The 21,092-nt window shown below is 47.1% G+C and carries 16 protein-coding genes; 7 read left to right on the top strand and 9 right to left on the bottom strand.

Translation table 11 applies throughout. The features are described 5' to 3' along the window. Positions 1-3: 3 nt before the first annotated feature. The 4 genes from HMPREF1487_RS25120 to icmW are packed head-to-tail and all read right to left on the bottom strand — an operon-like array spanning position 4 to position 3,419. A complete protein-coding gene (locus HMPREF1487_RS25120; RefSeq protein ID WP_010799605.1) occupies positions 4-1,200 on the bottom strand; it encodes a hypothetical protein in 1,197 nt (398 codons plus the stop codon). 4 nt (positions 1,201-1,204) lie between these two features. After that, a complete protein-coding gene (locus HMPREF1487_RS25115; RefSeq protein WP_010799604.1) occupies positions 1,205-2,275 on the bottom strand; it encodes a hypothetical protein in 1,071 nt (356 codons plus the stop codon). After that, positions 2,275-2,934 (bottom strand): hypothetical protein, encoded by a 660-nt coding sequence (locus tag HMPREF1487_RS25110; RefSeq protein WP_010799603.1) that lies wholly within the window; start codon positions 2,932-2,934, stop codon positions 2,275-2,277. Before HMPREF1487_RS25110 ends, HMPREF1487_RS25115 begins: the two co-directional genes overlap by 1 nt. Further along, the gene (gene icmW, locus HMPREF1487_RS25105; protein WP_010799602.1) at positions 2,934-3,419 is read right to left on the bottom strand and encodes a type IVB secretion system protein IcmW; all 486 of its coding nucleotides are present in this window, start codon (positions 3,417-3,419) and stop codon (positions 2,934-2,936) included. Before icmW ends, HMPREF1487_RS25110 begins: the two co-directional genes overlap by 1 nt. A gap of 123 nt (positions 3,420-3,542) precedes the next feature. Here icmW and HMPREF1487_RS25100 point away from each other — a divergent pair, with 123 nt between their 5' ends. After that, the gene (locus HMPREF1487_RS25100) at positions 3,543-4,100 is read left to right on the top strand and encodes a hypothetical protein (RefSeq protein WP_010799601.1); all 558 of its coding nucleotides are present in this window, start codon (positions 3,543-3,545) and stop codon (positions 4,098-4,100) included. A gap of 6 nt (positions 4,101-4,106) precedes the next feature. Further along, positions 4,107-6,446, top strand: a complete 2,340-nt coding sequence (locus HMPREF1487_RS25095; RefSeq protein WP_010799600.1) for a DotA/TraY family protein — start codon at positions 4,107-4,109, stop codon at positions 6,444-6,446. Between the two features lie 46 nt (positions 6,447-6,492). On the opposite strand, the gene HMPREF1487_RS25090 is transcribed toward HMPREF1487_RS25095, so the two are convergent. Further along, a complete protein-coding gene (locus HMPREF1487_RS25090; protein WP_010799599.1) occupies positions 6,493-7,443 on the bottom strand; it encodes a hypothetical protein in 951 nt (316 codons plus the stop codon). A 120-nt stretch (positions 7,444-7,563) separates the two neighbouring features. On the opposite strand from HMPREF1487_RS25090, the gene HMPREF1487_RS25085 reads away from it, so the two are divergent. After that, entirely contained in the window at positions 7,564-8,010 is a 447-nt protein-coding gene (locus tag HMPREF1487_RS25085; protein ID WP_010799598.1) for a hypothetical protein, read from the top strand. 570 nt (positions 8,011-8,580) lie between these two features. Here the strand turns inward: HMPREF1487_RS25085 and parM are convergent. The 3 genes from parM to HMPREF1487_RS25060 form a co-directional block, all read right to left on the bottom strand. Beyond that, on the bottom strand, positions 8,581-9,663 hold the full coding sequence (gene parM, locus HMPREF1487_RS25075; protein ID WP_010799596.1) for a ParM/StbA family protein: 1,083 nt from the start codon (positions 9,661-9,663) through the stop codon (positions 8,581-8,583). A 308-nt stretch (positions 9,664-9,971) separates the two neighbouring features. Continuing rightward, positions 9,972-11,159, bottom strand: a complete 1,188-nt coding sequence (locus HMPREF1487_RS25065) for a type IV pilus twitching motility protein PilT (protein WP_010799594.1) — start codon at positions 11,157-11,159, stop codon at positions 9,972-9,974. Further along, entirely contained in the window at positions 11,147-11,995 is an 849-nt protein-coding gene (locus HMPREF1487_RS25060) for a type IV secretory system conjugative DNA transfer family protein (RefSeq protein ID WP_146766009.1), read from the bottom strand. Before HMPREF1487_RS25060 ends, HMPREF1487_RS25065 begins: the two co-directional genes overlap by 13 nt. A 77-nt stretch (positions 11,996-12,072) precedes the next feature. Here HMPREF1487_RS25060 and HMPREF1487_RS25055 point away from each other — a divergent pair, with 77 nt between their 5' ends. The 4 genes from HMPREF1487_RS25055 (at position 12,073) to HMPREF1487_RS26515 (ending at position 16,213) form a co-directional block, all read left to right on the top strand. After that, complete coding sequence (locus HMPREF1487_RS25055; RefSeq protein ID WP_146766008.1) at positions 12,073-12,270, top strand: hypothetical protein; 198 nt, start codon at positions 12,073-12,075, stop codon at positions 12,268-12,270. A gap of 1,021 nt (positions 12,271-13,291) precedes the next feature. Next, positions 13,292-14,470 (top strand): hypothetical protein, encoded by a 1,179-nt coding sequence (locus tag HMPREF1487_RS25050; RefSeq protein ID WP_010799592.1) that lies wholly within the window; start codon positions 13,292-13,294, stop codon positions 14,468-14,470. 598 nt (positions 14,471-15,068) lie between these two features. Next, positions 15,069-15,290 (top strand): hypothetical protein, encoded by a 222-nt coding sequence (locus tag HMPREF1487_RS25045; protein WP_010799591.1) that lies wholly within the window; start codon positions 15,069-15,071, stop codon positions 15,288-15,290. 11 nt (positions 15,291-15,301) lie between these two features. Further along, complete coding sequence (locus HMPREF1487_RS26515) at positions 15,302-16,213, top strand: Fic/DOC family protein (RefSeq protein WP_010799590.1); 912 nt, start codon at positions 15,302-15,304, stop codon at positions 16,211-16,213. 1,060 nt (positions 16,214-17,273) lie between these two features. Here HMPREF1487_RS26515 and HMPREF1487_RS25035 read toward each other — a convergent pair. Further along, complete coding sequence (locus HMPREF1487_RS25035) at positions 17,274-17,744, bottom strand: hypothetical protein (protein WP_010799589.1); 471 nt, start codon at positions 17,742-17,744, stop codon at positions 17,274-17,276. Between the last annotated feature and the right edge of the window lie 3,348 nt (positions 17,745-21,092).

The raw sequence follows: 21,092 nt of genomic DNA, 5'->3' as shown, positions 1-21,092 counted from the left end.
TTCTTAACCCATTCTGGGACTTGCTGTTTTTTCGTTGCCTTGGCTGAGACCTACAACAGACAGGATTCGCTCTACAATCATCTTGATTGCATCCAGCACACTGTTGACAACGTTATTCATACGATCCATCAGTGATACGCCAGCTGCATCTACTGATTCAAGCAAGTCTTTGTTGCTTTCCATCAGTCGCTTAAGCGGGTCTACAGCATGTCTTACTGCCCAATCTTCATCCATGCCCGCTGAAAGTCCTTGCTTGGCAATTTTTCGTGAGAGCTTTTCAACTTGATTGATATCCATAAGCATCTGGTCAAGTTGTTCTTTGTGCCCAGGCTCATTAAAGAAATCTTGAGCTAGCTTCTTCTTTGCCTCGTGACTTAAAGCTGGATCTTCAATGGCGCTAAGTCCATCCCTTTTCCAAGCCGCTAGGCCACCTTTAAGACCGGCTATTGAAGAATGGAACTGCTGCTCTGTGCGATCAAAACGATAGGTATTTACAGCTTCGGATATGGCATTCCCGCCCTTACCTATCATACTGCCTAAACCAGATAACCCCTTGTATCCCATCATCACCAGAGCGGTGCCGATACCTGGTGCTACATAACGGCCAGCATTCTCAGGAAGCATTGACTGGTCAGTCTGTAAACTATCTGTATTAGAGTCATTCAGACTCATGGTTGCGTTAGATTGAAGGCTTTCAGCTTCGTCCACCGCATCTTCAAATTCGTCGTCGAGCCCGATGTCATTTTCAGCTAACAGGTTTTGATCATCGTTCTGAAGGTTAAAAGCGCCAGCTAACAAGCTTGAAGCATCTACCTCTTCGTCAGTATTACCCGTAGGGTCAAAGCCATCCGTGCGTCCGTCCTCCAAACCCTCTTCCGCCTGGAAGTCACTCTCTGCCGCAGAGATGAATTCATATTCAGACGCGCCAGTTACAACCACATCTTCAGCATGGGGAGTTGCAAAGTCTTCATGGTCGACAAACAGCTGGCTGAACGACTCAGCGTACTCAGTATATTCATCCTTATCTGAAGCCTCATTTAGCTCCGCTAGAACAGTAGCCTCTGAAACCTCAGACATATCCATTTCCTCACTACGCATGCCGTTTAGGCGGAACAAGTTCCCATCATCATTAGGGTTAAGCGAAATATGTCGATCCTCATTACTCAACTGAGCTAGATCTTGTTGCTTTTCCAAAGCCATCGTCTTATCTCGTTTGCATGCCGTTTTGGGAGACAGTACGAACCTCAGCAAAACTTGCCACTTTAAGAAGTTCGCCTATAGATTTTTTGAGCTCCCACGTCTGATTCAACATTTCCGCGCTGATGAGTACTTGTTCGCGCTGAAGCATTTCCGTAGAGGGTGAGGTAGTGACTTGCTTAACCCAAGCCTCAGACCGAACTCGATAGGTAGCTAGAAGCTCATCAAGCTGGTTGGGAGATAGCTTTCCCGAGAGCATTTTCTTTTGTTCATCGGTTAAGTAAGGCGTCAAATCGTCTAGCATGTACTTTAGAGAAGATGCATCGAGGCGCTGTACATTTTTCTCAAATGCAGCATCGTGAACATACTGGCCGACTTCCTGTCTGCGTTGCACCGCAATGCTTTCAGCTAAGGCCTTCTTCTCTCCCGGTGAGCCTGTTTTCTTAATCCTATCAATGTCGTCTTGGCTAGGAGTCTCAACAGGGAACGGGTTCAGTAGCATCTCTAACAGCGTCCTTTTCTTTTCGAGATCGCTACTGGAGGGATCTATTGGTTCGTCAGCCATGACGACCTTTCCATACTCATTTATTGATGGGTCATCCAGCACCTTGATGACTTGACCAACGTTGTAGTCAAGTCGTGGTTCTTTTGGCGCTAGTGATTTCGATACTTCATTGTGGCGCTTGGTGCGTAAGGCAAGAATTTTCCTAAGTGCAGGAGCGCTATTTTGAGCTACCGCCCTTACAGTGGCTGCCCCCAGCTGCCCGCAAGCACTCCTCGGCTTCGCCCCAAGTGATGGCTCCATGGCATACGAGTTTTTGATCTTCTCTTGTGTTGCAGCAACAGCCGTATCACGGGCAACATTCAGCTTCTGCTGAGTACGCATGACATAGTCCATCCCATTGAGCAGCGCTTCGGTCTGGGATCGTTGACCATCCAGTATCGCACTGGCTGCGTTATAACTGCCCTGTTCACAATTGAAGCAATAGACGGGAATACCGGCTACAGCAGCAGCATTTGCAGTAGACCCAATGCAAACGAATAAGGCGCCCGTTATAGCGAGTGATCTGAACTTCATTACAGGCCACCTAGAGCTTTTCTTACTTCATCATCTACCGTGTCGTTTATGGTAGGCAGACGATTTTGATTACCAATAGGGAGGTTGTTCATGGTCCTTCGCGCATCGTTCGAGTAACCGCTGACTTTGTCTTTCACAGCACGCTCAGTTGCATCCTCAACAACTTGGCCAAAATCATAAGTCTCCGTCTGAACCCCACTAGCTCCTCCGGTAGAAACACCGACCCCAATTGAGGCTACGCCAAGAGGGTCGGATATATTGACTTGCGCCTGCCTTGCTACTGAAGCTAGAAAATCATTAGCCGCATTACAGGCCATGTCTCTGATCTTGCTAAGAATTCCTCCCGTAATCGTTCCAACAGAAGGAATCTTCATCCGAATCAAGGAATCCATTGAGTCAAGGATTGGTAGACATGCCCCGCTTTTCACATTTGGGGCCGCGTCTATACTCGTTCCGATCTGCTTCGTTACCTGGGCATCAAGAACGCCTACCGCCAACTTATCCATGGCTACACGGTTTGATTTCATGATCGTATCGATTTCACAATCACCAGCAGCCGACTCAGTTGTGGCGGCAAGCGCTGACGTCAGGTGGAGGCAAAATGAGGCAGTTACTACGACTATCAGCCCAGCCTTCTTGCTTAGAACTGAACGGATCATCACTGGCTACCCTTGATTACCTGTATGCAGTTGGCAATGGCCTGGCTGCGTTTAAGGGAGAAAACTTGAGCCAATAGTTCACAGCGATGAATAAGCATTAGTCGCTCATAAAACAGCTCAGCAAAGACTTCGGACTCCCCTCCTAGCCGTCCCAGCGAGAGGGTTAAACGCGAGACGATCCCAGGAGATCGTTTATCCAACATTTCGAGGACCCGTAAAAAACGGCTGGAATGCAGCGTTGCGAAGATCAATGCAACCTGTGATGCGTTTTCTCCGTTTTGAAGCCTACTTGCGAAGTCTGGGTCTTCTACTCGCTCTATGACCTTTGCTAGAAGATCAAGGAATTCTGAATCAACCCCTACAACCCAGCCTTCTTTTGAGTCCATCCAATTCATAAGTCGAGATAGAGAGGCGCTAACCTCGCTCCATCGCTCTGCGATGCTTTCACTTTCAAGCAAATGACGATTGACAGTCGAATCGGTCATCGCCTCCTCCATACAAAACATATTTACTAGGTACAATAGTCTTATATCATAGTACAACCAATCAGAATAAACCGCCCTTGCAACAGCAAAAAGGTTTCCCAGTCAGAACGAAAGGTGACGCATATGCCTCAACGAGACCGCCCGGATACCGAAATAGTACCTGCGGCAGACCCGCCTAATACCCACCCCCCTAAACAGCGAACAGCTGAGCCAGAAACGAAGGCTACCGAAGAGAAAAGGCTTTTTGATAAGACCCGTAAAACGTTTCGCTTTTTGTTAGCTATAGATGCTTGGAAAAGGCAGGGCCAAATCCTTGCCCATAGAGCTTCGTTTCCTCTTTTGAGGCGTGTGTTGGCAGTTGAACGGAAGAATAGCCGAGCCATCTTTCAGCTCGACTCCATACCAATCAACTTGCTTGAAAAGTCTAAAGTTGGGCATCTGATAATAATGGCCTTCATGGGGCCTGCCTTTATCTGGGCGTTGATTACCTTGACGAAAGGTATCGCAGCGCTTGTTAGGTATCACGTCCCGTTTAACACATGGCTTTTCTATGGCGTTCCACTTGCCATCTATACAGGCTTTAGGCTGCGATCAAGTTTTCTTGCCTATAACCTTTTCAGCGAAGAGATCAGTAAGCGCAACACTGGGAAAACCTGCGTCTCTGAAGGCCTCAAGGAGTGAGTCAGGATGCTTAGCATTCGATTGAAAAAGGTACATCTAGGTCTGATCGCCTTGGCAATGATTGCCTTTAGTTCTCCGGCTTCTGCGGATGATTTTGCTGTAGATTTCGGACTCAAGGCGTTGCACTGGATTGCTTACGGTACAACCTCCCCAGTCTGGGGCGAGAAATCTCTTCTCTCAGTACTTTCAGTAGTTTTAAATGCTGTTGCGCTTTGTGTCATGGCTTGGCTGGCCGTTATCGGTGGTACCAACTTTGTTATTCAGACGGCCAACAAAGGTGTACCTGGTGGGCAAGTCATTTCATCCTTCTGGATGCCATTACGAATTGGCATTGCCACAATACTGCTCATTCCCCTCACCAGCGGCTTTAGTACCCTACAATACGGCGTAATAACTGTTGCTGAAAAGGGTAACGAGCATGGCAACTATCTTATGGGTGTTGGGCTTGACTACCTTTATGATTTCGGCGCCTACCGCTCACCTGCTCTTCAGGATGGCAGAAGCACAGTCTTGTCGTGGATCGAAAGCGAAGTATGTAGACAATACATAAATAGCTATACGCATAAGCAGACGATAACGCCTACCGTTAGCAAGCAGACAAAAACTTACAAGATCATTAATAAGCTCGCTTATGGATATAACGAGGAACGAACCTGGTCATGGTCATCGAATCCTCGAAATGATTACTGCGGTGCGATTGAGTTCTCAATAGAAAAGTCTTTAGGAGCGCCAGAAAAACCTGTCGCCATTTCCTTCACATCTGACCAAACAGCTGCTTATGGTGGGCCTGCCTTTATAGGCCAAAAGCAAGCAGAGATCATCACTCAGGTGCAACCACGTATTGCCGAAATAGCCAGTATGCTCCTTGCTGATGAGAATGCTTTAAGGGCTTTGCAAGAGAATGGGCAGTCTTCTCAATCCACTTATGAGCAAGCTGCTAACGAGGTAAACGGGAAGATTAATCAAGCTGTCTCAAAATTCAATGAAGCAGTAATTTTATATAACAGCCTTACCCAGGCTGCTGTGGCCTCGGTTGTAAACAAACTCAACGATGCTAAAAATGCTCATAAAAATGATAACGCTGGTGGATGGCGCGAGCAGACAAAATCGGTTGGTTGGCCTGCCCTAGGTACAATTTTTTGGCAGATCAATATCAATCAGAGCGAAATCAATAAACTTGCCAGCACGATGGCCGCCATTGTGACGCCTCCACAACTGGATAAAGAATGGCTAGATGATCCAAGGTTGTCTGAGATATCGGGAAGAATCAGAGGGCTTAACAAAGCGTCGGGGGGAATAGAAAGCACACAGGTCTCCGAGACAAACATACCTTCTCTATCTGCTATAGCAGACGCTGGCGCAGAAGGCGAGGGAGTAATCGATAGCATAAAAAGTGCAGTTTATAGTGCGTTTGCCTGGACCATGAGAGGCATGCTGTACAAAAACAGCCCTGACGATATGCTGATTAACCTTCAATACTTTGGGTCAGCCGCAGGCACTGCATCCGAGGTAGGTTGGTGGGCCAAAACGATAGCCGTTTCTACAGTAGTCGGGACTCTGGATGGAGTAAACAAAAGTGTAGAGGCTGCGGCAGGCTTTTCAGACTATAACCCAATAGGATGGGTCGCCAAGCTAGCCTCAGGCCCTGCGGCAGGCCTTGTGTCAGGAATCAAGCATTTCCTAGGCGAAGTCTCTCAGCTTGTAGATTACTTACTGATGGCACTGATTTTTGTAGGCTTTCTCTTAGGTGTCGTTTTGCCAACTATCCCACTAACCTCATGGTTTATGGGGGTAATGTCCTGGCTACTATTCTATATCGAATGCCTTTTAGTCAGTCCAATGTGGCTGTCTGCGCATGGTACTGCCGAACGTGAAGGATGGGGCAGTGAGCATACTCGGCAAGGCTATATGCTTATGATCGGCCTATACCTCAATCCAATCCTTCGTGTAGCAGGCTTCTTCGGCATCTTTATGCTTCTGCGCCCTGCTGCATACTTGGTGTCATGGTTCATTGACTATCTTCAAGGTGTTGTTGTCAGTGGCTTCACTTTTTTCTTTATAACCATCGGCGCACTAGTTGTTAGTGGAATTTTTGCCTACAACTTGCTGAGCCGGATTTTCAATCTTCACTCTGAGCTTTTCGAGAGAGGGTTGAGATGGGTGAATGGCGGACATGAAGTTACTGGCGATGGATCTAGCGAAGAGAAGGCCCGTCATAACATGATTGGTTTCGTAAATAATGCTAAGACGGTAACAATGAAGGGCAGAGGCATGCCAAGTGGAAAACCAAAGGAAGCTGGTGGCAAGGGAGAGATGAAGCCCATTCAACCTGGCAGCAATGACTGACATAGAAACCTAAGGAATAAAAAAGCCGCACCAAGGTGCGGCTTTTTTATGCCAGCCAAACGAGCACTGGACTTACTGAAAGCAAGATAACGAGGAAATACAATAATGCCCCTACCACTACCTGAGGCCTACCCTCCTGATTTACTGCAATAGCCTGAAACGTACTACTAAAGGCTTTAACTACATCGTCATTGAAGCTAATACGTGCCTTTATCAAAACATCGTAGGCCTGCTTGGCACCTAAATACCTGATAGAGGCATGCCAAAAGAAAAACGACAGGCAAGCGAGAAACACAGCTACGAAGGCTAAGTATCCGAGTGCATAGGGGATGGTTAGTAGAAAACTTGAGTTAAAAACGAACCTGTCCAGCAGGGTGTTTATCAGGAAACCTAACTCCGATACGCTCCACTCTCTAAAGAGCCCAAATATGGTAAACATGAGTCCTAGCAGCCCCATTGGTAACGCTATCAGGCCAGCAGACTCGACTTGCTGCTTGCCTGTCGTTGTTGAGGACGCAAACTGGTTACCTAGTGCCAGTAGTGCCCGAGGTACAAACAGTAGAACCATCATCAAGCCAATCAGGAACAGCGCGAGATTTTGACCAGGATACTCTGAACCGGTACGGATGGATCTCGTCAAAAAGGGGCCTAGGCTATTGGCTGCTACCGCATAAGGAGCAGCTATGAAAGCAGTTTTCCATGTGCCCCAGATTTCAGCAAACCAAACTCCTGCCAGCTCACGCCGGTAGTAACATTTGTATTGCGCTCTACCCCCACTTCCCCTTCTTGCTACCCCAAAGTTTCTGCTTGAAATAGCGGCAATTGCATTCAATCTACCCGTAAGATTGAGCCTGTTACCTCTTGCCCAAGGTAATGGAACACCTGAGTCGGCAGGCAGGGTAAGACAGTCACGTAAGACCTTATCTGCCAGCTCATTGCATGGGCGATAAGCATTTGAGAGCGAGCCTAACTCAAATGTTTTTTCTTGGAACCTCATTCCCAACTCCTCAATGCAGATTTGGCGTTTTGATAGGGCCTATACTAGCAATACAGATTTACTTTATCAATACAGTATTGATAAAGCAACCAGAGTTATATCTCCTCTACTAGGATCTACATGACCACTCTCATTGGCAGACCAGGCATACCAGGGCAGAACTTCACTTTCCGGCTCAATCAGGATTGTCTTGATATCGTTGAGCAAGGGGCCAGTTTACTGGCTCGCGTTAATAAGAACGCACCCAGTCGTGCCGCCTGGCTTAGGGACCTGATCGATCAGACCTTCCAGCAAACACCGCTTAGCGAGACGATGGACGAAGTTTTGTTAGCCGAGAAATGGAATGACTCTTGGATCAGTATTCCAACTCCACATAAGGTCACTGTCAGGCTTGAGGAGCGACACCGAATACTGCTTAGGCAATTCGAATGTTATGTACAGTCGCTAGACTGGATGAGGGAGTTGTACAGGAACGAAACTACTCAGATCTTCATTGCTTCGCATGGCCCTGTATTCAACAGGCTGCTCCTGCTGAAGATTAACCGCCAAGACGATGTTGAAAAATAGTTATGCCTTCAACAGTTATTGACTTGAATTCCCACGAAACCCAGCAAATAAAAGGGGCCAGATGGCCCCATTACTATCCCATAAGTGAGAATGCAGACTCAGGCAATCTCCGCGTCGGTGCCCCTATGCTTGAGTTACCCTTTTCGCTATGGCTGCTCTGCAAATGATTTGCTTCGCCTGGATATGATGGGATGTTCCCAGCGCTTCCAACAGTCAAGCTATCAAATTCGGTAATTCTGTCTTCACTCTCGCGGTTGGCCTCTTGAGTAACACTTTTGGTCACTTGAGTAGCGCGGCCAGATGAGACCCCTCGTAGGTCGTAGTTTCCAAAGTCGCTCATTTCAGAGGGATCGAGTTCACCTTGGGCAATCATCTCTCTCTGCACGTGCGCTAAGAGAACTTGCTTGATCCATTGATCAGTTGTCCCAAGTTCAGACGCTTCTGTCAGTCTCTTAACCAGTCTTTGTAAGGCTCTTGCCTTAGGCCCCTCCCCAGCAGGAGCCTTAAGCGATAAAGAGATCCTTTCACCAAATTTCGAATGAATCACTCTCTTACTCATTACACATCCCTTTACCGGTTACGCTTTTCCATGAGGAATTTGAGAGCACCTTTTGCGTTAGCAAATTCATCCAAGAATGTTGCGTTGTTGAACATTTGCTTTAGGGACTCTCTAAAAACAACAGCGCCACCACCAACGACAAGGATTGCGAAGTAGGCATTTGGATTACCAACCTTCGTATTAATGAATCTCGTAATACGGCTTGCTACCTCTTGGCAGGCTTGGGCTCGAGCATGCGAAAAGTCCCAGCGCTTCTGGGCATACATTACAGATCCAGTTTCAAAAGCACGTCCTATCACGTTCTCTTCTAACTGGCCTGTGTGTCCTTCAAGCATGTTCATGCCCTCGCTAATCATTTCTTGGCGCATTAGGGCTTCAAGCTTTCGTTTTGCATCGAGCACACCAATAGTTTCAGTTCCAGACTTAGCTTGGTTGATGAGCATCTGTCCTTGCGAAACTTCATTGGAAATCTGTATGGAGGCCAAGTCTGTGGTCGAGCCACCTATGTCGACGATCAGAATCTCACCCTCGACATCACACAACTCATCATAATTTTGCGTGAGCTGCCCTTTATCATCCATTGCCCAGTCAAAGAATGCGGAAAGCGCCTCGGCATAGACCGAAACATCCTTTACAAGAGGTTTGGCTGCACTATCAAACAGCGATACATCATTCTTGATGAAATTCGATGCTGACTTTTCCTTGAGCTCAGTATTGATAGTGCCTTTCTCGCTAAAGTAGTCACGGAAAGGTAACGTAACAGCTACTTCTACAGGAGTATCGAGCAGACCAGCACGCGCCAAGGCATGGGTAAATAGAACTCTATTCTGGACGGAAAATGGATAGTCAGCAGTACGAAGATTTAGTGGCTTCCTCACTTTGGAGGAACAGGTGAACTCCTGCCCTTCAACAGCATATGCGCCCTCTCGCCCACCTTGCGCTGAGCCGAAGGTTACGCCAGGCTCGATTAAGGAAGGAACCTTGAGGGTCATTATATTTCCGCCCTCATCTAGCCACGCCAGTTTATGATCAGCATAGCCATTATCATCGGCGACTAAGCGTGTTAGGGGCGAGGATGCTGAATTCTTTTTCATGAAGTGTCCTTAATGGTTCATTCTGCGTTGCAGGGATCGACGCGTTTTCTTAAACCGATAGCGCCCTGCAAAAGAGGTACGTAAACGCTTGAGCGCTATGCTCAGTGTCCAGCCACGACGTTCCAAGAGAATCAGTACGAGTATCGAAAAACACGCAGCTTTAACTGTTATCCAAAACGGTAGAACTGGAATGATGAGTAAAGGCACCAGAACACTCGTGTGAGCCTCAAACAATTTCAGGCTTACTTTCGATTTTTTACTGGCATGTGCCGTGATGATCGTATTCCCCTCGTTATCCATTAACGGCATTACAACCTCTCTGACTTGAGCTCTGCCTCAAGGGAAGCCATCTCATCTTCATGAATCAATCCAGCATCAAATTGCCTAACAGCATCCTCAAATAGATCTATACCAAACTTCTTGGTAGCTTCAAAAATAGCCAGAGGAAGCTGGTCGATGGGGACTCTTAGCAGTTCGCTACGAAGGTCTTGTGAGAACGCCAGCGCTTGCCTAATCGGTGTTCTTCCTATTCCTTCTGGTCGCCGAAGAAGGCGCTGATGAACGATTAAGCGGACATTGTCTATTAGTGCATTGGTGATACGTACACGATCTGCCCCACTAAAAACATCTGCCAAGCGAGGTATAGCCATATGCACATTTGGTGTATGCGTAGTTGAGTAGGTCACATGCCCTGTCTGAGAGGAAAGTACTGCCCCCTCAATAGTTTCTTTGTCCCTTGCTTCTCCGTAAGCGATGACTTGGCCATGTCGACGTAAGCTATTCCTTGTGCCTTTATCGAAAGACTTAAGATGGGCGCCATAACCTGGACGTCCAATCTCAGTTTGAGCAATCAAACCGGTGCGATTAGGGATAACGTTCAGGTCATTCTCTATGGGAGCATAATAGGTGATGATATGCTTTCCATCTGGATGTGTTGCCCATGAACGCATGATGGAATCAAGTATCGTTGTTTTACCTGAACCAGTAGGGCCGCATATCAAAACAATTCCTGTCTTAGGCGTGGCAGCTTTCTTTATATAGTCTGGTAAACCTAAGTCATCCATTGTCGGGGGGACCTTCCCACCTGGACGCATGACAATCTCCAACCCCGGTTGACCATTCACTCCTAAACAACCGGTAGCATTACAGCGTATTCGTAACGTTCTTCCTCGTCCTACGGGTAAGCTGTAGTTAAAATCAATGTCATCAGCCTGGCTAATATCGATAGCGGCATTGGGATTCCCTGTCATTTTGACTAGCAAGGCTTCCAGCTCAGCAGTTTCGAGTGGTCGCTGGCCTAGAAGACGCACTGACTCAGACCAGATGATGCCCCACGGGTTACCACTTAAAAGCACTAGGTCATCAGCCTTGTTCTCAAGGCAAAACACCAACATCTGGTTTAGAGCTTCTAAGTCCAGAATTACTGGATCATTAAATAGTGGTTTTGGAAGAGCACTCATTGCTCCGAGGCTGATAGAACCTTTTAACGCGTCCATACAGGAGCCCAATCTTTGGCTGGGGTATATCCTGCCTCGTTACCCACGGTGTAGATGGTTTCTCCTACGTTCATGGTCCGTCCATTAAACGTTACTTTATTCGCGACAACTCGTAATGAGGCTGGAGAGAACATCTTCTTGTTTTCAAGCGTTATATAGGTGTGACGACCTTCAACCGCTTTCGTTAACTGAGCCAGACGATCTGAATAGATCTCATCAGCTTGAGAGACTCCTGCTTTCCAACCCTGATCAACAGCTTGGCTCCATGCTAATGATTCAGCATCCGTACGCGGGAGAAGTGAAGGATGGGGCATTTCAGGCATTGAATATTCTTGCCAGAGATAGTCACGCCATGTTGGAACGACTGAAACTATACGGGCCTCTTCTTCTACTGTCACAGCGTTGCGTACAACCCTGGCCTCACCTTTCTCAGGGTCAAGCTGAAACTTATTTCTTACTTCGACCACAGCTGGTACCAACAACCGACCATCTTTTATGAACCCATTGAAGCTATAGGTAACGTTCAACTTGGGCTCAACCTTATGAAGGTATTGCATGATCAGGCCATAACGATAGGCAAGACCTGATTGAGCCCCGACTCGCAGCCCCTCCTGTCGTATGGCTTTATAACGAAGGCCTCCCTCCTCTTTTTCCTTGGCCGACTCTTCTTTAGTGCCTCGCAACGACTTCAGCTCTGTAAGTACTGGAGCCGATGCCATACCAGAGGGGATTGATACCTCGGCTACAGCGAAATCCATTTTTACACCATTTAATGATATTGCACGATAGAAATCATGATAGTGCTCTTCATAAATGGTGGCAATGCCAGCACTCAATATTTCTGGCAAAACTGCCAAATTTGGAGAAAACGGAGCTGCTTTAAGGGCTTCATATCCTTACTTCGGTGGAAGAAATGCCAGAGCTGACTGATTTTTCAATTCTGGCAACTCTGCCAGAGCTGGTAAATCTGGCACAAATGGCACGACTCGGAACGACTCTGCGAGCAGTTATGCCTACTTCTGAGTCAAATTATCCATATTTGGCTGAATCGGTAGAACTGGCGGAAATGGCAAGCCTGCCAGAGCTGGTAAAACTGGCAGAAATGGCATGATTCGGGACGACTTCTGAGCAGTCGAGCTTGGTTTTGAGCCAGATTCGCCATATCTGGCTGAATCGGTAGAGCTGGCAGAAATGGCAAGCCTGCCAGAGCTGGTAAAACTGGCAGAAATGGCATGATTCGGGACGACTTCTGAGCAGTCGAGCTTGGTTTTGAGCCAGATTCGCCATATCTGGCTGAATCGGTAGAGCTGGCAGAAATGGCAAGCCTGCCAGAGCTGGTAAAACTGGCAGAAATGGCATGATTCGGGACGACTTCTGAGCAGTCGAGCTTGGTTTTGAGCCAGATTCGCCACATCTGGCTGAATCGGTAGAACTGGCTGAAATGGCAAACCTGCCAGAGCTGGTAAAACTGGCAGAAATGGCGCTCTATGGGATCTCTTAGTAAGGTTTTGGATTGTTTTCTATGCCCAGCCTGCCAGTCTCGCCATACCTGCAAAATCTGGCATGACCTGCTTCAGACTCCCGGTAGTGACCCAGCATTGATCTTGGCAAGCCCAAGAGACGATCCGCCATCACTTACACATGCCACCGTTCAAGGCCGCTTATAAGAGCAGAGCTGGAATACATGCTCTATGGTCCACTAATGAAGTTACATCAAGCTGGGAGAAAACAAGGGTGTAAGTGATGTTTGGTTTCGAAGGGTTGTGTCGGGCCGATCTGACGACACGAATGCTTTGGTATAGAAAGGTTTCCTACCTTTCTCAAACATACGAGCTTAGCGTTTCGAAGAAAATATCCAGCTTTAACCTGTATCATAGCTTGGACGGCATCTGTATCAGGTTATGGACACCTACCTGTATCAGGGGTTGGACGGCATCTGTATCAGGTTATGGACACCTACCTGTATCAGGGGTTGGACACAAGCTGTATCATACCTTGGACACACGAAAAATGTGTCCAGTTATATTACGGTAGGTCTGTTTTGGGTGATACAGCCAAAACGGAGCTACCGCCCGAAACCGAGAGCTTGTTAAGCCCTCTAGCACCAGACTTAGAAAACACAGGAATTATGGATGCCCGGAGTAAGCGAAAGCCTTCGCGAACGAGCAAAAGGACTACTCCAACGTTACCGAGCTGACACTAACGATAACGATCTCAATATAGGCTCCCTGGTCAACTGGCTTGATGAGCGCGTTACCGTTCATGGGATAGGGATCACCACGGCCAAATGCTATAGGCGCTGGCTTGCTTCATATGTGGAAAGCATTGGTCATCCTGAGGCAGCAAAAATTAGAAATTGGGTACCGCCAGGATCGAAAGAAGAAGCCTTGGTAACTGATGCCGAAGACGCTAAGCAGTTCGAGAAAGTCATGGTCGCAGGTGTGGCTCAGAATAATGCCCTATACCTGTCTTATATCCATGCCAACGCGCTAGACGCTTTGCTCGATGACCTGATGGTTTGTGATGAAGCAGGCACCCCTAAATATAGCTCTGGACCTTCGGCAGCCCTCTTCTTCACGGCAACCTTAATGATGGGATTACGCCCCCATGAATGGCGAGACGCCCGGTATCTAGAAACATTTTACGATCCCGAAACCAAATTGACGTTAGGGCCAGTTTTGGAAGTCATCACCCTGAAACAATACCAACGCCGTGAAGACAATCCTTTACGCTCCAAACGTTATTTGTTGCTTGATGAAATACCTGAACAAAGGCGCATGATTATCAAAGCGCTGTTAGCCGAGGTGCAGGCCCAAGCTGAGGGATTTGAGGACTATTTAGGCAGGACCAGGAAAGCCCTTAGCCGTGCCTGGAAACGAGTGATCAATCGGAACCCATCTTTCGATGTGTTTAGCGATAAAAACACTGCCAACGTTAAGAGAAAGGCTAAAGGGAGCGAGGTAGAGAAAAAGCGACAACTAAGCGTAAGCCTATACACCGCTAGGCACATCTTTGCAGAAGAAGTGAGGCGCAGTCATAAATACACCCGCTTCGAGTTGGCAGCAATGCTCGGCCATACGATGCTGACTAACCAAATATACTATGGCCCAAGATCAATCAATGTCGAAAGAGGACATAGTTTTCCCTTACCACGGCCATGGCCTGGTGATGCGGAAGATATTATGGAATGGGACCATAAGGTAAACCCTCTTCGCTTCAGATTTGCGCAAGGTGATCTGTTTGGAGGCCATACTGAGCCATCAAGCACATCGGAAGACCGTGACGGTGCTTCAAGCTTCTATATGCGCTAGTTGCCCTTACCAAGGCTGGGCGCCTTATCCCAGCCCCCTTTCTAGAGCCAAGTGGCGAAGCGAGATACTTCAAGTAATCTGATATCTAATCATGCATCTCAGTGAGGCATATCATCCTCAGAAACTGATGAGTCTGGCCACATAAACCTACTCATAATTGCTTGGCTCTCGCGTACCTCTTAGGGGTCAACGTCAACAAAGTATTCCTATCGCTAACGCTTTAACCTTTTAAATTGCCCTCCTCTTTCGACAACCTAAGCACATCTTGATATCTCAGCGCTGGCCTACACTCTCTTCGCTAACCAGTCTCTATCAAGGTCCTCGTCCTTCATCTAGCTCGTAATGAACCGAGTAAACGCTGTTTCCTTTGGCCTAGCCGGTATCCAAAGCATAAAGCGCTAACCAAAAAACAATAGATACAATATGCTTATACCAAACATGTGGAGCAGCTACAGGTGATTGGTATCTCGATAAACCTACCTCTACCTATCCCCCATACTAGCCTCCCAGATCTCACGTTCCGAAATTGGATATCAGTAAACATCTACCAACATCAGGCCTTAATCATCAGCCTTTGTTTGTGAACGACGGAGTGAATATGACACGCGAAAGAAACGAGTCCATGCATCTTGTAGAGGCGATGGAAAGGCTTAACCGGATGCAATCAGCCATTGCTAGTAACGATCTCAGCGGATCTACGATCACCAGCCAAGACGCTAAAGATGTGCTCACAAATATCTTAGCAACCGCAGCAGATGCTGAGTTTGATCCTTCAGCAGCGAAAGAAGCGATAAGAAATTTTGCACGGATGAGTCGCTAAGGATCGCATCAATGAAAGGACACGATAATTTCAGGGCGATTCAGCTGAATAACAATTTCCAGTTATCCGATAAGGCCATCATCCGAGAAGCTGAGGCTCTTTTTACGACAATGGCAGCTGTCGAGGGGATGCCAGAGGGTGACTATGGGATTGATCACCTGAAGAGGATCCATAAGCACCTACTCGGCGAAATGTATCCCTGGGCAGGTGATCTAAGGACAACGGATATCATCGTTGGTGACGGGTATAGTTCGGCTAGCGCACCTGCACCGCTAGTTGAGATGGAGCTGGGCCGGGTATTAGGTAGGCTTCAGCAAGAGTCTTTCTCTACGCTTACACCGGCTGAATTCGCAGAGCGAATGGCCACCTACTACATCCAAATTTACAAGGTCAGCCCTTTCGCTGACGGCAACGCAAGAGCAGCCCGCTTCCTTTTAGAAAAATGCGCTGACGATCATGATTTTGAAATCAATTGGAAATCAATCCCCTCAGAAGCATTTCAAGCAGCGACTTCTCTAGCGCTTAATGGCGATGTGCGAGCCTTAAGGCAGATATTCAAAGGTATTACAGAATATAAAGATCTTGCAGCGCACTACACTATAGATGCCGTAGCGCAAAAGATGGGCGAGATCGTAGCTACCTCTGGCCTTCGCCAAGAGCTTTCGCCAGCAACTCTTCAAAGAGCTGACTTCAAAACACTACAAGAGCTTGCTGCCCACATTAGGAGTCAATTGAGGGATGACTTGCAGAGATACGCGACTGGTGATCCCAACACAGAACGCGATTGGGAAAAAACAAGCATCAAATTTGAGTCAGAAAATACTAATCATAAAGCAAGCGGATCACAGCAATTGAGAGACGCCTTAAATCATTTTGCTGCTTCAAGCACGTCAACTCTTAAACCCCGCTACCCCGGCTTATGATCAAGGCTCTTTTGCAGATCCTAAGTTGATCCAAGAACGTTAGGTAAACCGTTCACTCAGCGAACGGTTTACTCGGTCACTTCAACAGTCCCATTCAATAAAATAAGCATAGGCTTAACGTCATCAGCATGCCCACATCAATGATGGCCACTGTGAGTAGTCTGTCATTCATTAGGTTTCACTGATCAAACGAATCAAGCGGAAAGATGTATATGCAGCGGCTTAACCTGCAAAGCTCATAGCTCATCTCAGGCGGTACACATTATATTCCGCTCACTCTGTCTTTCTCCCTCTTATTCTTATCCGCTAACCTCTTTCGGATAACCTCACGGATTACGGCTTTAATGTTCTTCCTACTCACCGAGTGATTCTAGCCGCCCCTATAAAGGAGGGTTTGAAGAGTCGTTGTTTGCCTTAGGGATACATCCATCATATCCACCTGGCTAGCAGGCTTTTAGAGGAGAAGTCTATGGTAGGTACCACAAGAGACTGAACGCCACGAAGCTATTTGCATAAATACAACAGCAAGGAACAGCTGATGAGCGCCTGGTGTGGCATCTACAGATGATCTAGGAAACAACCCTCCTCCCATGGTCGCGCTAGGATTAAACGGCACCGGAGATCTTTGTCTGGTCATCGAACTCGCCCCTTTGGTAGCAGCTCAGCCTTGTCTGATAGATGCACAGATCTTTCACTATGAGCCAGGTTTGCTCGGTCAAAAGAGCCGACTCCAGCGAAGGGATGTAGTTTCGTTGCTGATACCCCAAGCGCATAACCACAGGCGTGAGCTGCTTCGCTTAGGGGATATGTGGCCTGGCCGGAGACCTCGATCAGTGAAAGCAACGCTGCTAACGGCAGATCGAGCATATCAAAAGGTTGAAAGTTCGAAGCAGAGCCGCGCTTGAGCTTACCTAGCTCCCGATTAGCTCTGGAGATGTGTAGCTGCTGGAGTTCATGAACCGCCCTCTCCGATCTTACACTGTCACCGACGACGAGATGTTGAATAGCTTTCCCCCAAAGCATTCCTTCAGTACAGCCCAGCTTATCGAATGCACCGCAATTACATGCTTCGGTTAAAGCCACCGCAATATTCGGGGGCGCCGGGATAGTCTTTGCTCACTAATGATGCCAATGACAACGCCTGAAATTTATCGAGCGTCAGGGTTCCCTTAATATCCCTGCTCAAAATGGCAGTGCTCAAGGTTTTTGCAATCAGCTGGCGCTTGGCTGTGAGCGCCAGGGATAGCTCAACAATCAATATCTCGTTGATAGGCTGAAATCTCTCTAGGAAGACTACAGCATGCCCGAGTAACGCATCACGGGCCGAACAGAAGCGCTGGGTATCTCCCATTATGTGACCCGCAGCCATGTAATCTAATAGTTGGCTGCGGATTGCTAATAAGCCAAGCAAATCCTCGTGGCGAACGGTCTGCCAACTTGCCTTGAAAAGCAGCAATGGCCTATCAACATCGATAAGCATCTCCTTAGCACTCTCCCGTGCCATATCGAGATGCTTTAGTTCTTTCTGCATAAGTAGTATTCCAGGCTGTTCTCAGATCTGCTGTCCTAAGGTCATTTTCTACACCTGACGACCTTGCTAGAGAAACCGTTATGTAGGCAGGCCCAACAGATCATTAATAGTGAGAGCCGTTTGGCTGTTTGATTTTAGGATGGCGCAACAAGCAGACGTGACAGCAAGAGTTCATCTTGGGCAGCGCTTTACCGGGCCGAACGGGAGTGTCAGTCTAGCTGACTAGAGGTATCGGACGGATAACCTTCATATGGGTTTTCGTTAAAAGACGATGTTGTTATCAATGACCTCTGCAAGCTTCGTCTTACATAAATCGCTTCACTATCGTTAACTCTCATGAGCTCATAAGCGCTACTGTTAATAGCTCTGTATGTATAGGTGTATGTAATAATCAAACTATGCCATATCCTAAGCCGTTCGCTGAGTGAACGGTGCGTGCGCAATGATCTGACGATAATGGTTGGTTACTAGGTCGAATTTCGTAAAAATTATTTCCCAAACCAGATAAGCTGAAAGAAATCCGTTAGGTTTTCATGATCCGCTCATTCGGGACATCTCTAGAAGCGTTGAGATCTTTAGGTGCTGTTTTAGATAATCGAAAGTAGGGGCACATTTTTAGAGATGTGCTGCTATCCGCATGAAATGAAAAGAAAATTCACTCATTTGATATTTCATGTCTGCTAGGTCTTCTTTCGCTTATAAAGCGCTTTTGAACAGGCAATACTAAAAGGCAAGAGCAATACGTCTTCTCCAATACCTAAATCTGTTCGCAAAGCGATAGACTGAGCAGGTCAATGGTAGATAAGCGTGTAGGTCCACTACAAAGCCATTGCATTACATGCGTCAACCCAAACAGGGTTTGCTAGCGTCTCTAAAGCTGTCTCGATTCGACGTCAACTGGTATCGACGCTAGGCCAGTACTTCTGCGTTTCCTTTCAATTAAGCTGCGCTTAAAAAGTTCACTGCATAGTTCTGACTCTTTTGGGCAGATTGGATGGTGATCGTTACTGCCCTAGTCTCTGAGAACGAACACATGGCTAAACTCAGTCATGAGCTACTGGCTACATCGCTTAGTTGATCAGTGAAGCTTTAGGGACTCTACCTCTAAGCAAAGTAAAACGTCCGTGACATTTGTGCTGCTGTGCCTTCTGTCACTCAGTAACAAAACTATTCTTATGTTATCAAGCAGTTCACTCAGCAGTCCCTGCGTGGAGACCTTGTTCTCTACCCAATGAGCGTCTCGAGCCAAATGATTGCTGACACCGCTGGGCTTAAATTCTTTGTGCGCAGGTGATGCTGTTACGTGTTTCGCTTGTAAAAAAACAGAATTGTCAGCGACCTATTCTTTATTTCTCTTACTACTACGGGCGACAGAAATTTAGATAAAGGGGTGACACATATTTTCTTTCTGCTTGTGGAAATCGAATGTTGAAGTGGTTGTGAGTCGCTAGATCACTGTGTATCTGGCTTGATGATATGAGCAAATACAGTCAGCAATCTAAAAAGTCAGCTGATTTTGTTCTTGATAGGGGCTTGAGAGAAATTGCGGGCGTGACAAAACCATTCGCTGAGCGAACGGTTTTAGATAGATGAACTAAAAGATTATCTACGGGGGAGGGCGGCTTTTTAGACGCTTACGTATCCTGGCAGGCATCAAGTCTAGGCAAGCCTCACGTATGGCGGTGTTTCTTACACTCTCAGCTCTAGTTCGCGCAACGTTAGGAGTCAGAACTGATTGGTTTGGCTCAGTATGTTGAGCATTAGAACAGCTAGTGTTTTTATGGCTCAGAACCTTCTGGGGTTTAATATCATTGAGCGATGCCTTCTTGCTCAACCCAACCAATTGTTTCTGTAAGCGTAGGTAAGAGATATCTAGTCTTAGATCCCGGAAAAATGTCAGCGACAGAAAGTATCGGTTGCCAGTTCGTATAAGATATCCAGAGCGTACCAAAGAAGCGAGACATCGCTGAACAGTACGATCAGCGAGACTGGTTTCCCGTGCCATTTCTGGTACATAAAGCGGGCGTCTGATTTTCCTTTTAGGGTTAACAAAGAGGCACTCGCGAGTAGCTATATCAAGCCTATGTATAAGAAGTTTGAATAAAGCTACACATGAGTTTCGATGCTGAGTATGCATCTGATGAGGCTTATGCGTTCGCTGAGCGAACGGTTTGTATCTGACGGGCTTGGCGCCAGGCACACTTAGATCTGTCTGAGGCAAATATCGAGCATGAGTAAGTCTTGGCAGAGCATGCGCATTAGCGCAAAACTCTGTCAGGCGCTCTATAGAGCGGGACTTAAACTCAAGGATGCTAACCATGCCGTATGTGCTTAAAAAAGCATTACCGGTAATGGCTGGGTAAAAAAAAGGGTGAAGAAGTACCGAATACGTAAAAAGATAGCGAAAAAGCGTTGACGCCTGATCGCGACTTTGGGAGGATTGGTATGCACATTTAACCACACCAGGTTTCTCAGGCTTGGTGCGGTAAAAATCCTCCCGGTATGCGGTGGCTTCGTCCCTCTCACAAGACAGCCATCCTTACCGGGTTCTTTTTGTCTGCTATATCCTTACTGTATATTTATCCATACACTCTTCGTTCACTAGCCTACTTCAGCTAGAAAACTCCTTTTTATCTGTCATCTCAGTGGTCTGTATGATGCCGAGTTTAGCCTCGATCTATTCATAACCTGACAGATTCTGCTTAATCATTTCACTATCGTTCAATAACATCATACGATAGAGGGTAATACGTAACACATGAAACCACTAAAGACCTTAGCAATGCAATACGCTTTGCTTCGCATGATTTTCTGAGCTTGGTGGTGATCTCACCAGAGTAATACGATGCCCAATTTTGAATCTGATCTGCGTGGAGGCAAAGACTTGAGTAGCGAAAGAGCACATGAGCTAACAAGACCCTCAAGCTATGAAAGAGGGTTTTGCCTACTCAAAACAAGCTTCTTTGTAATTGAGCTGAACAAGGTAACTGCGCAAAAGGGGGAGACTCTCCACGATCATCCTTGGTCAGCGATATGCTTGGTTGTTCGTGGTGGCTACGTTGAAAGAACCTTGTCCCCAGGGTTGGTGCTTAAAGAAAAGCAAGTCAGGTGGTTCAAATACATCAGTGCAACCCGGTTCCACGCCATTATCGGAGCTAAGCCGAACACGTGGGTTCTTACGATACGCCAGACACCGAAGAAGGGGAGGGGATACATATCTGATATCGAATCAGACCAAGCTAGTTACCAGGTAGCGGAGACCCATCCAAAGGAGCAATATGAGACAAATAAACATGTCCTATGAGGGGCTCGATTGAGTGACTTAACGACTAACCTTAGGACTCCGCC

The organism is Pseudomonas sp. HPB0071 (assembly GCF_000478505.2).
Taxonomy (GTDB): domain Bacteria; phylum Pseudomonadota; class Gammaproteobacteria; order Pseudomonadales; family Pseudomonadaceae; genus Chryseomonas; species Chryseomonas luteola.
The sequence above is the reverse complement of the archived record's forward strand: the minus strand, read 5'-3'. Positions and strand labels throughout refer to the sequence as shown.

Excerpts from the sequence above, each read along its gene's own strand:
- HMPREF1487_RS25065 (WP_010799594.1), bottom strand. The coding sequence starts at position 11,159 with ATGGACGCGTTAAAAGGTTCTATCAGCCTCGGAGCAATGAGTGCTCTT.
- HMPREF1487_RS25095 (WP_010799600.1), top strand. The coding sequence starts at position 4,107 with ATGCTTAGCATTCGATTGAAAAAGGTACATCTAGGTCTGATCGCCTTG.
- HMPREF1487_RS25115 (WP_010799604.1), bottom strand. The coding sequence starts at position 2,275 with ATGAAGTTCAGATCACTCGCTATAACGGGCGCCTTATTCGTTTGCATT.
- HMPREF1487_RS26515 (WP_010799590.1), top strand. The coding sequence starts at position 15,302 with ATGAAAGGACACGATAATTTCAGGGCGATTCAGCTGAATAACAATTTC.
- HMPREF1487_RS25035 (WP_010799589.1), bottom strand. The coding sequence starts at position 17,744 with ATGCAGAAAGAACTAAAGCATCTCGATATGGCACGGGAGAGTGCTAAG.
- HMPREF1487_RS25045 (WP_010799591.1), top strand. The coding sequence starts at position 15,069 with ATGACACGCGAAAGAAACGAGTCCATGCATCTTGTAGAGGCGATGGAA.
- HMPREF1487_RS25090 (WP_010799599.1), bottom strand. The coding sequence starts at position 7,443 with ATGAGGTTCCAAGAAAAAACATTTGAGTTAGGCTCGCTCTCAAATGCT.
- parM (WP_010799596.1), bottom strand. The coding sequence starts at position 9,663 with ATGAAAAAGAATTCAGCATCCTCGCCCCTAACACGCTTAGTCGCCGAT.
- HMPREF1487_RS25100 (WP_010799601.1), top strand. The coding sequence starts at position 3,543 with ATGCCTCAACGAGACCGCCCGGATACCGAAATAGTACCTGCGGCAGAC.
- HMPREF1487_RS25120 (WP_010799605.1), bottom strand. The coding sequence starts at position 1,200 with ATGGCTTTGGAAAAGCAACAAGATCTAGCTCAGTTGAGTAATGAGGAT.
- HMPREF1487_RS25055 (WP_146766008.1), top strand. The coding sequence starts at position 12,073 with ATGCCAGAGCTGACTGATTTTTCAATTCTGGCAACTCTGCCAGAGCTG.
- icmW (WP_010799602.1), bottom strand. The coding sequence starts at position 3,419 with ATGACCGATTCGACTGTCAATCGTCATTTGCTTGAAAGTGAAAGCATC.
- HMPREF1487_RS25085 (WP_010799598.1), top strand. The coding sequence starts at position 7,564 with ATGACCACTCTCATTGGCAGACCAGGCATACCAGGGCAGAACTTCACT.
- HMPREF1487_RS25110 (WP_010799603.1), bottom strand. The coding sequence starts at position 2,934 with ATGATCCGTTCAGTTCTAAGCAAGAAGGCTGGGCTGATAGTCGTAGTA.
- HMPREF1487_RS25050 (WP_010799592.1), top strand. The coding sequence starts at position 13,292 with ATGCCCGGAGTAAGCGAAAGCCTTCGCGAACGAGCAAAAGGACTACTC.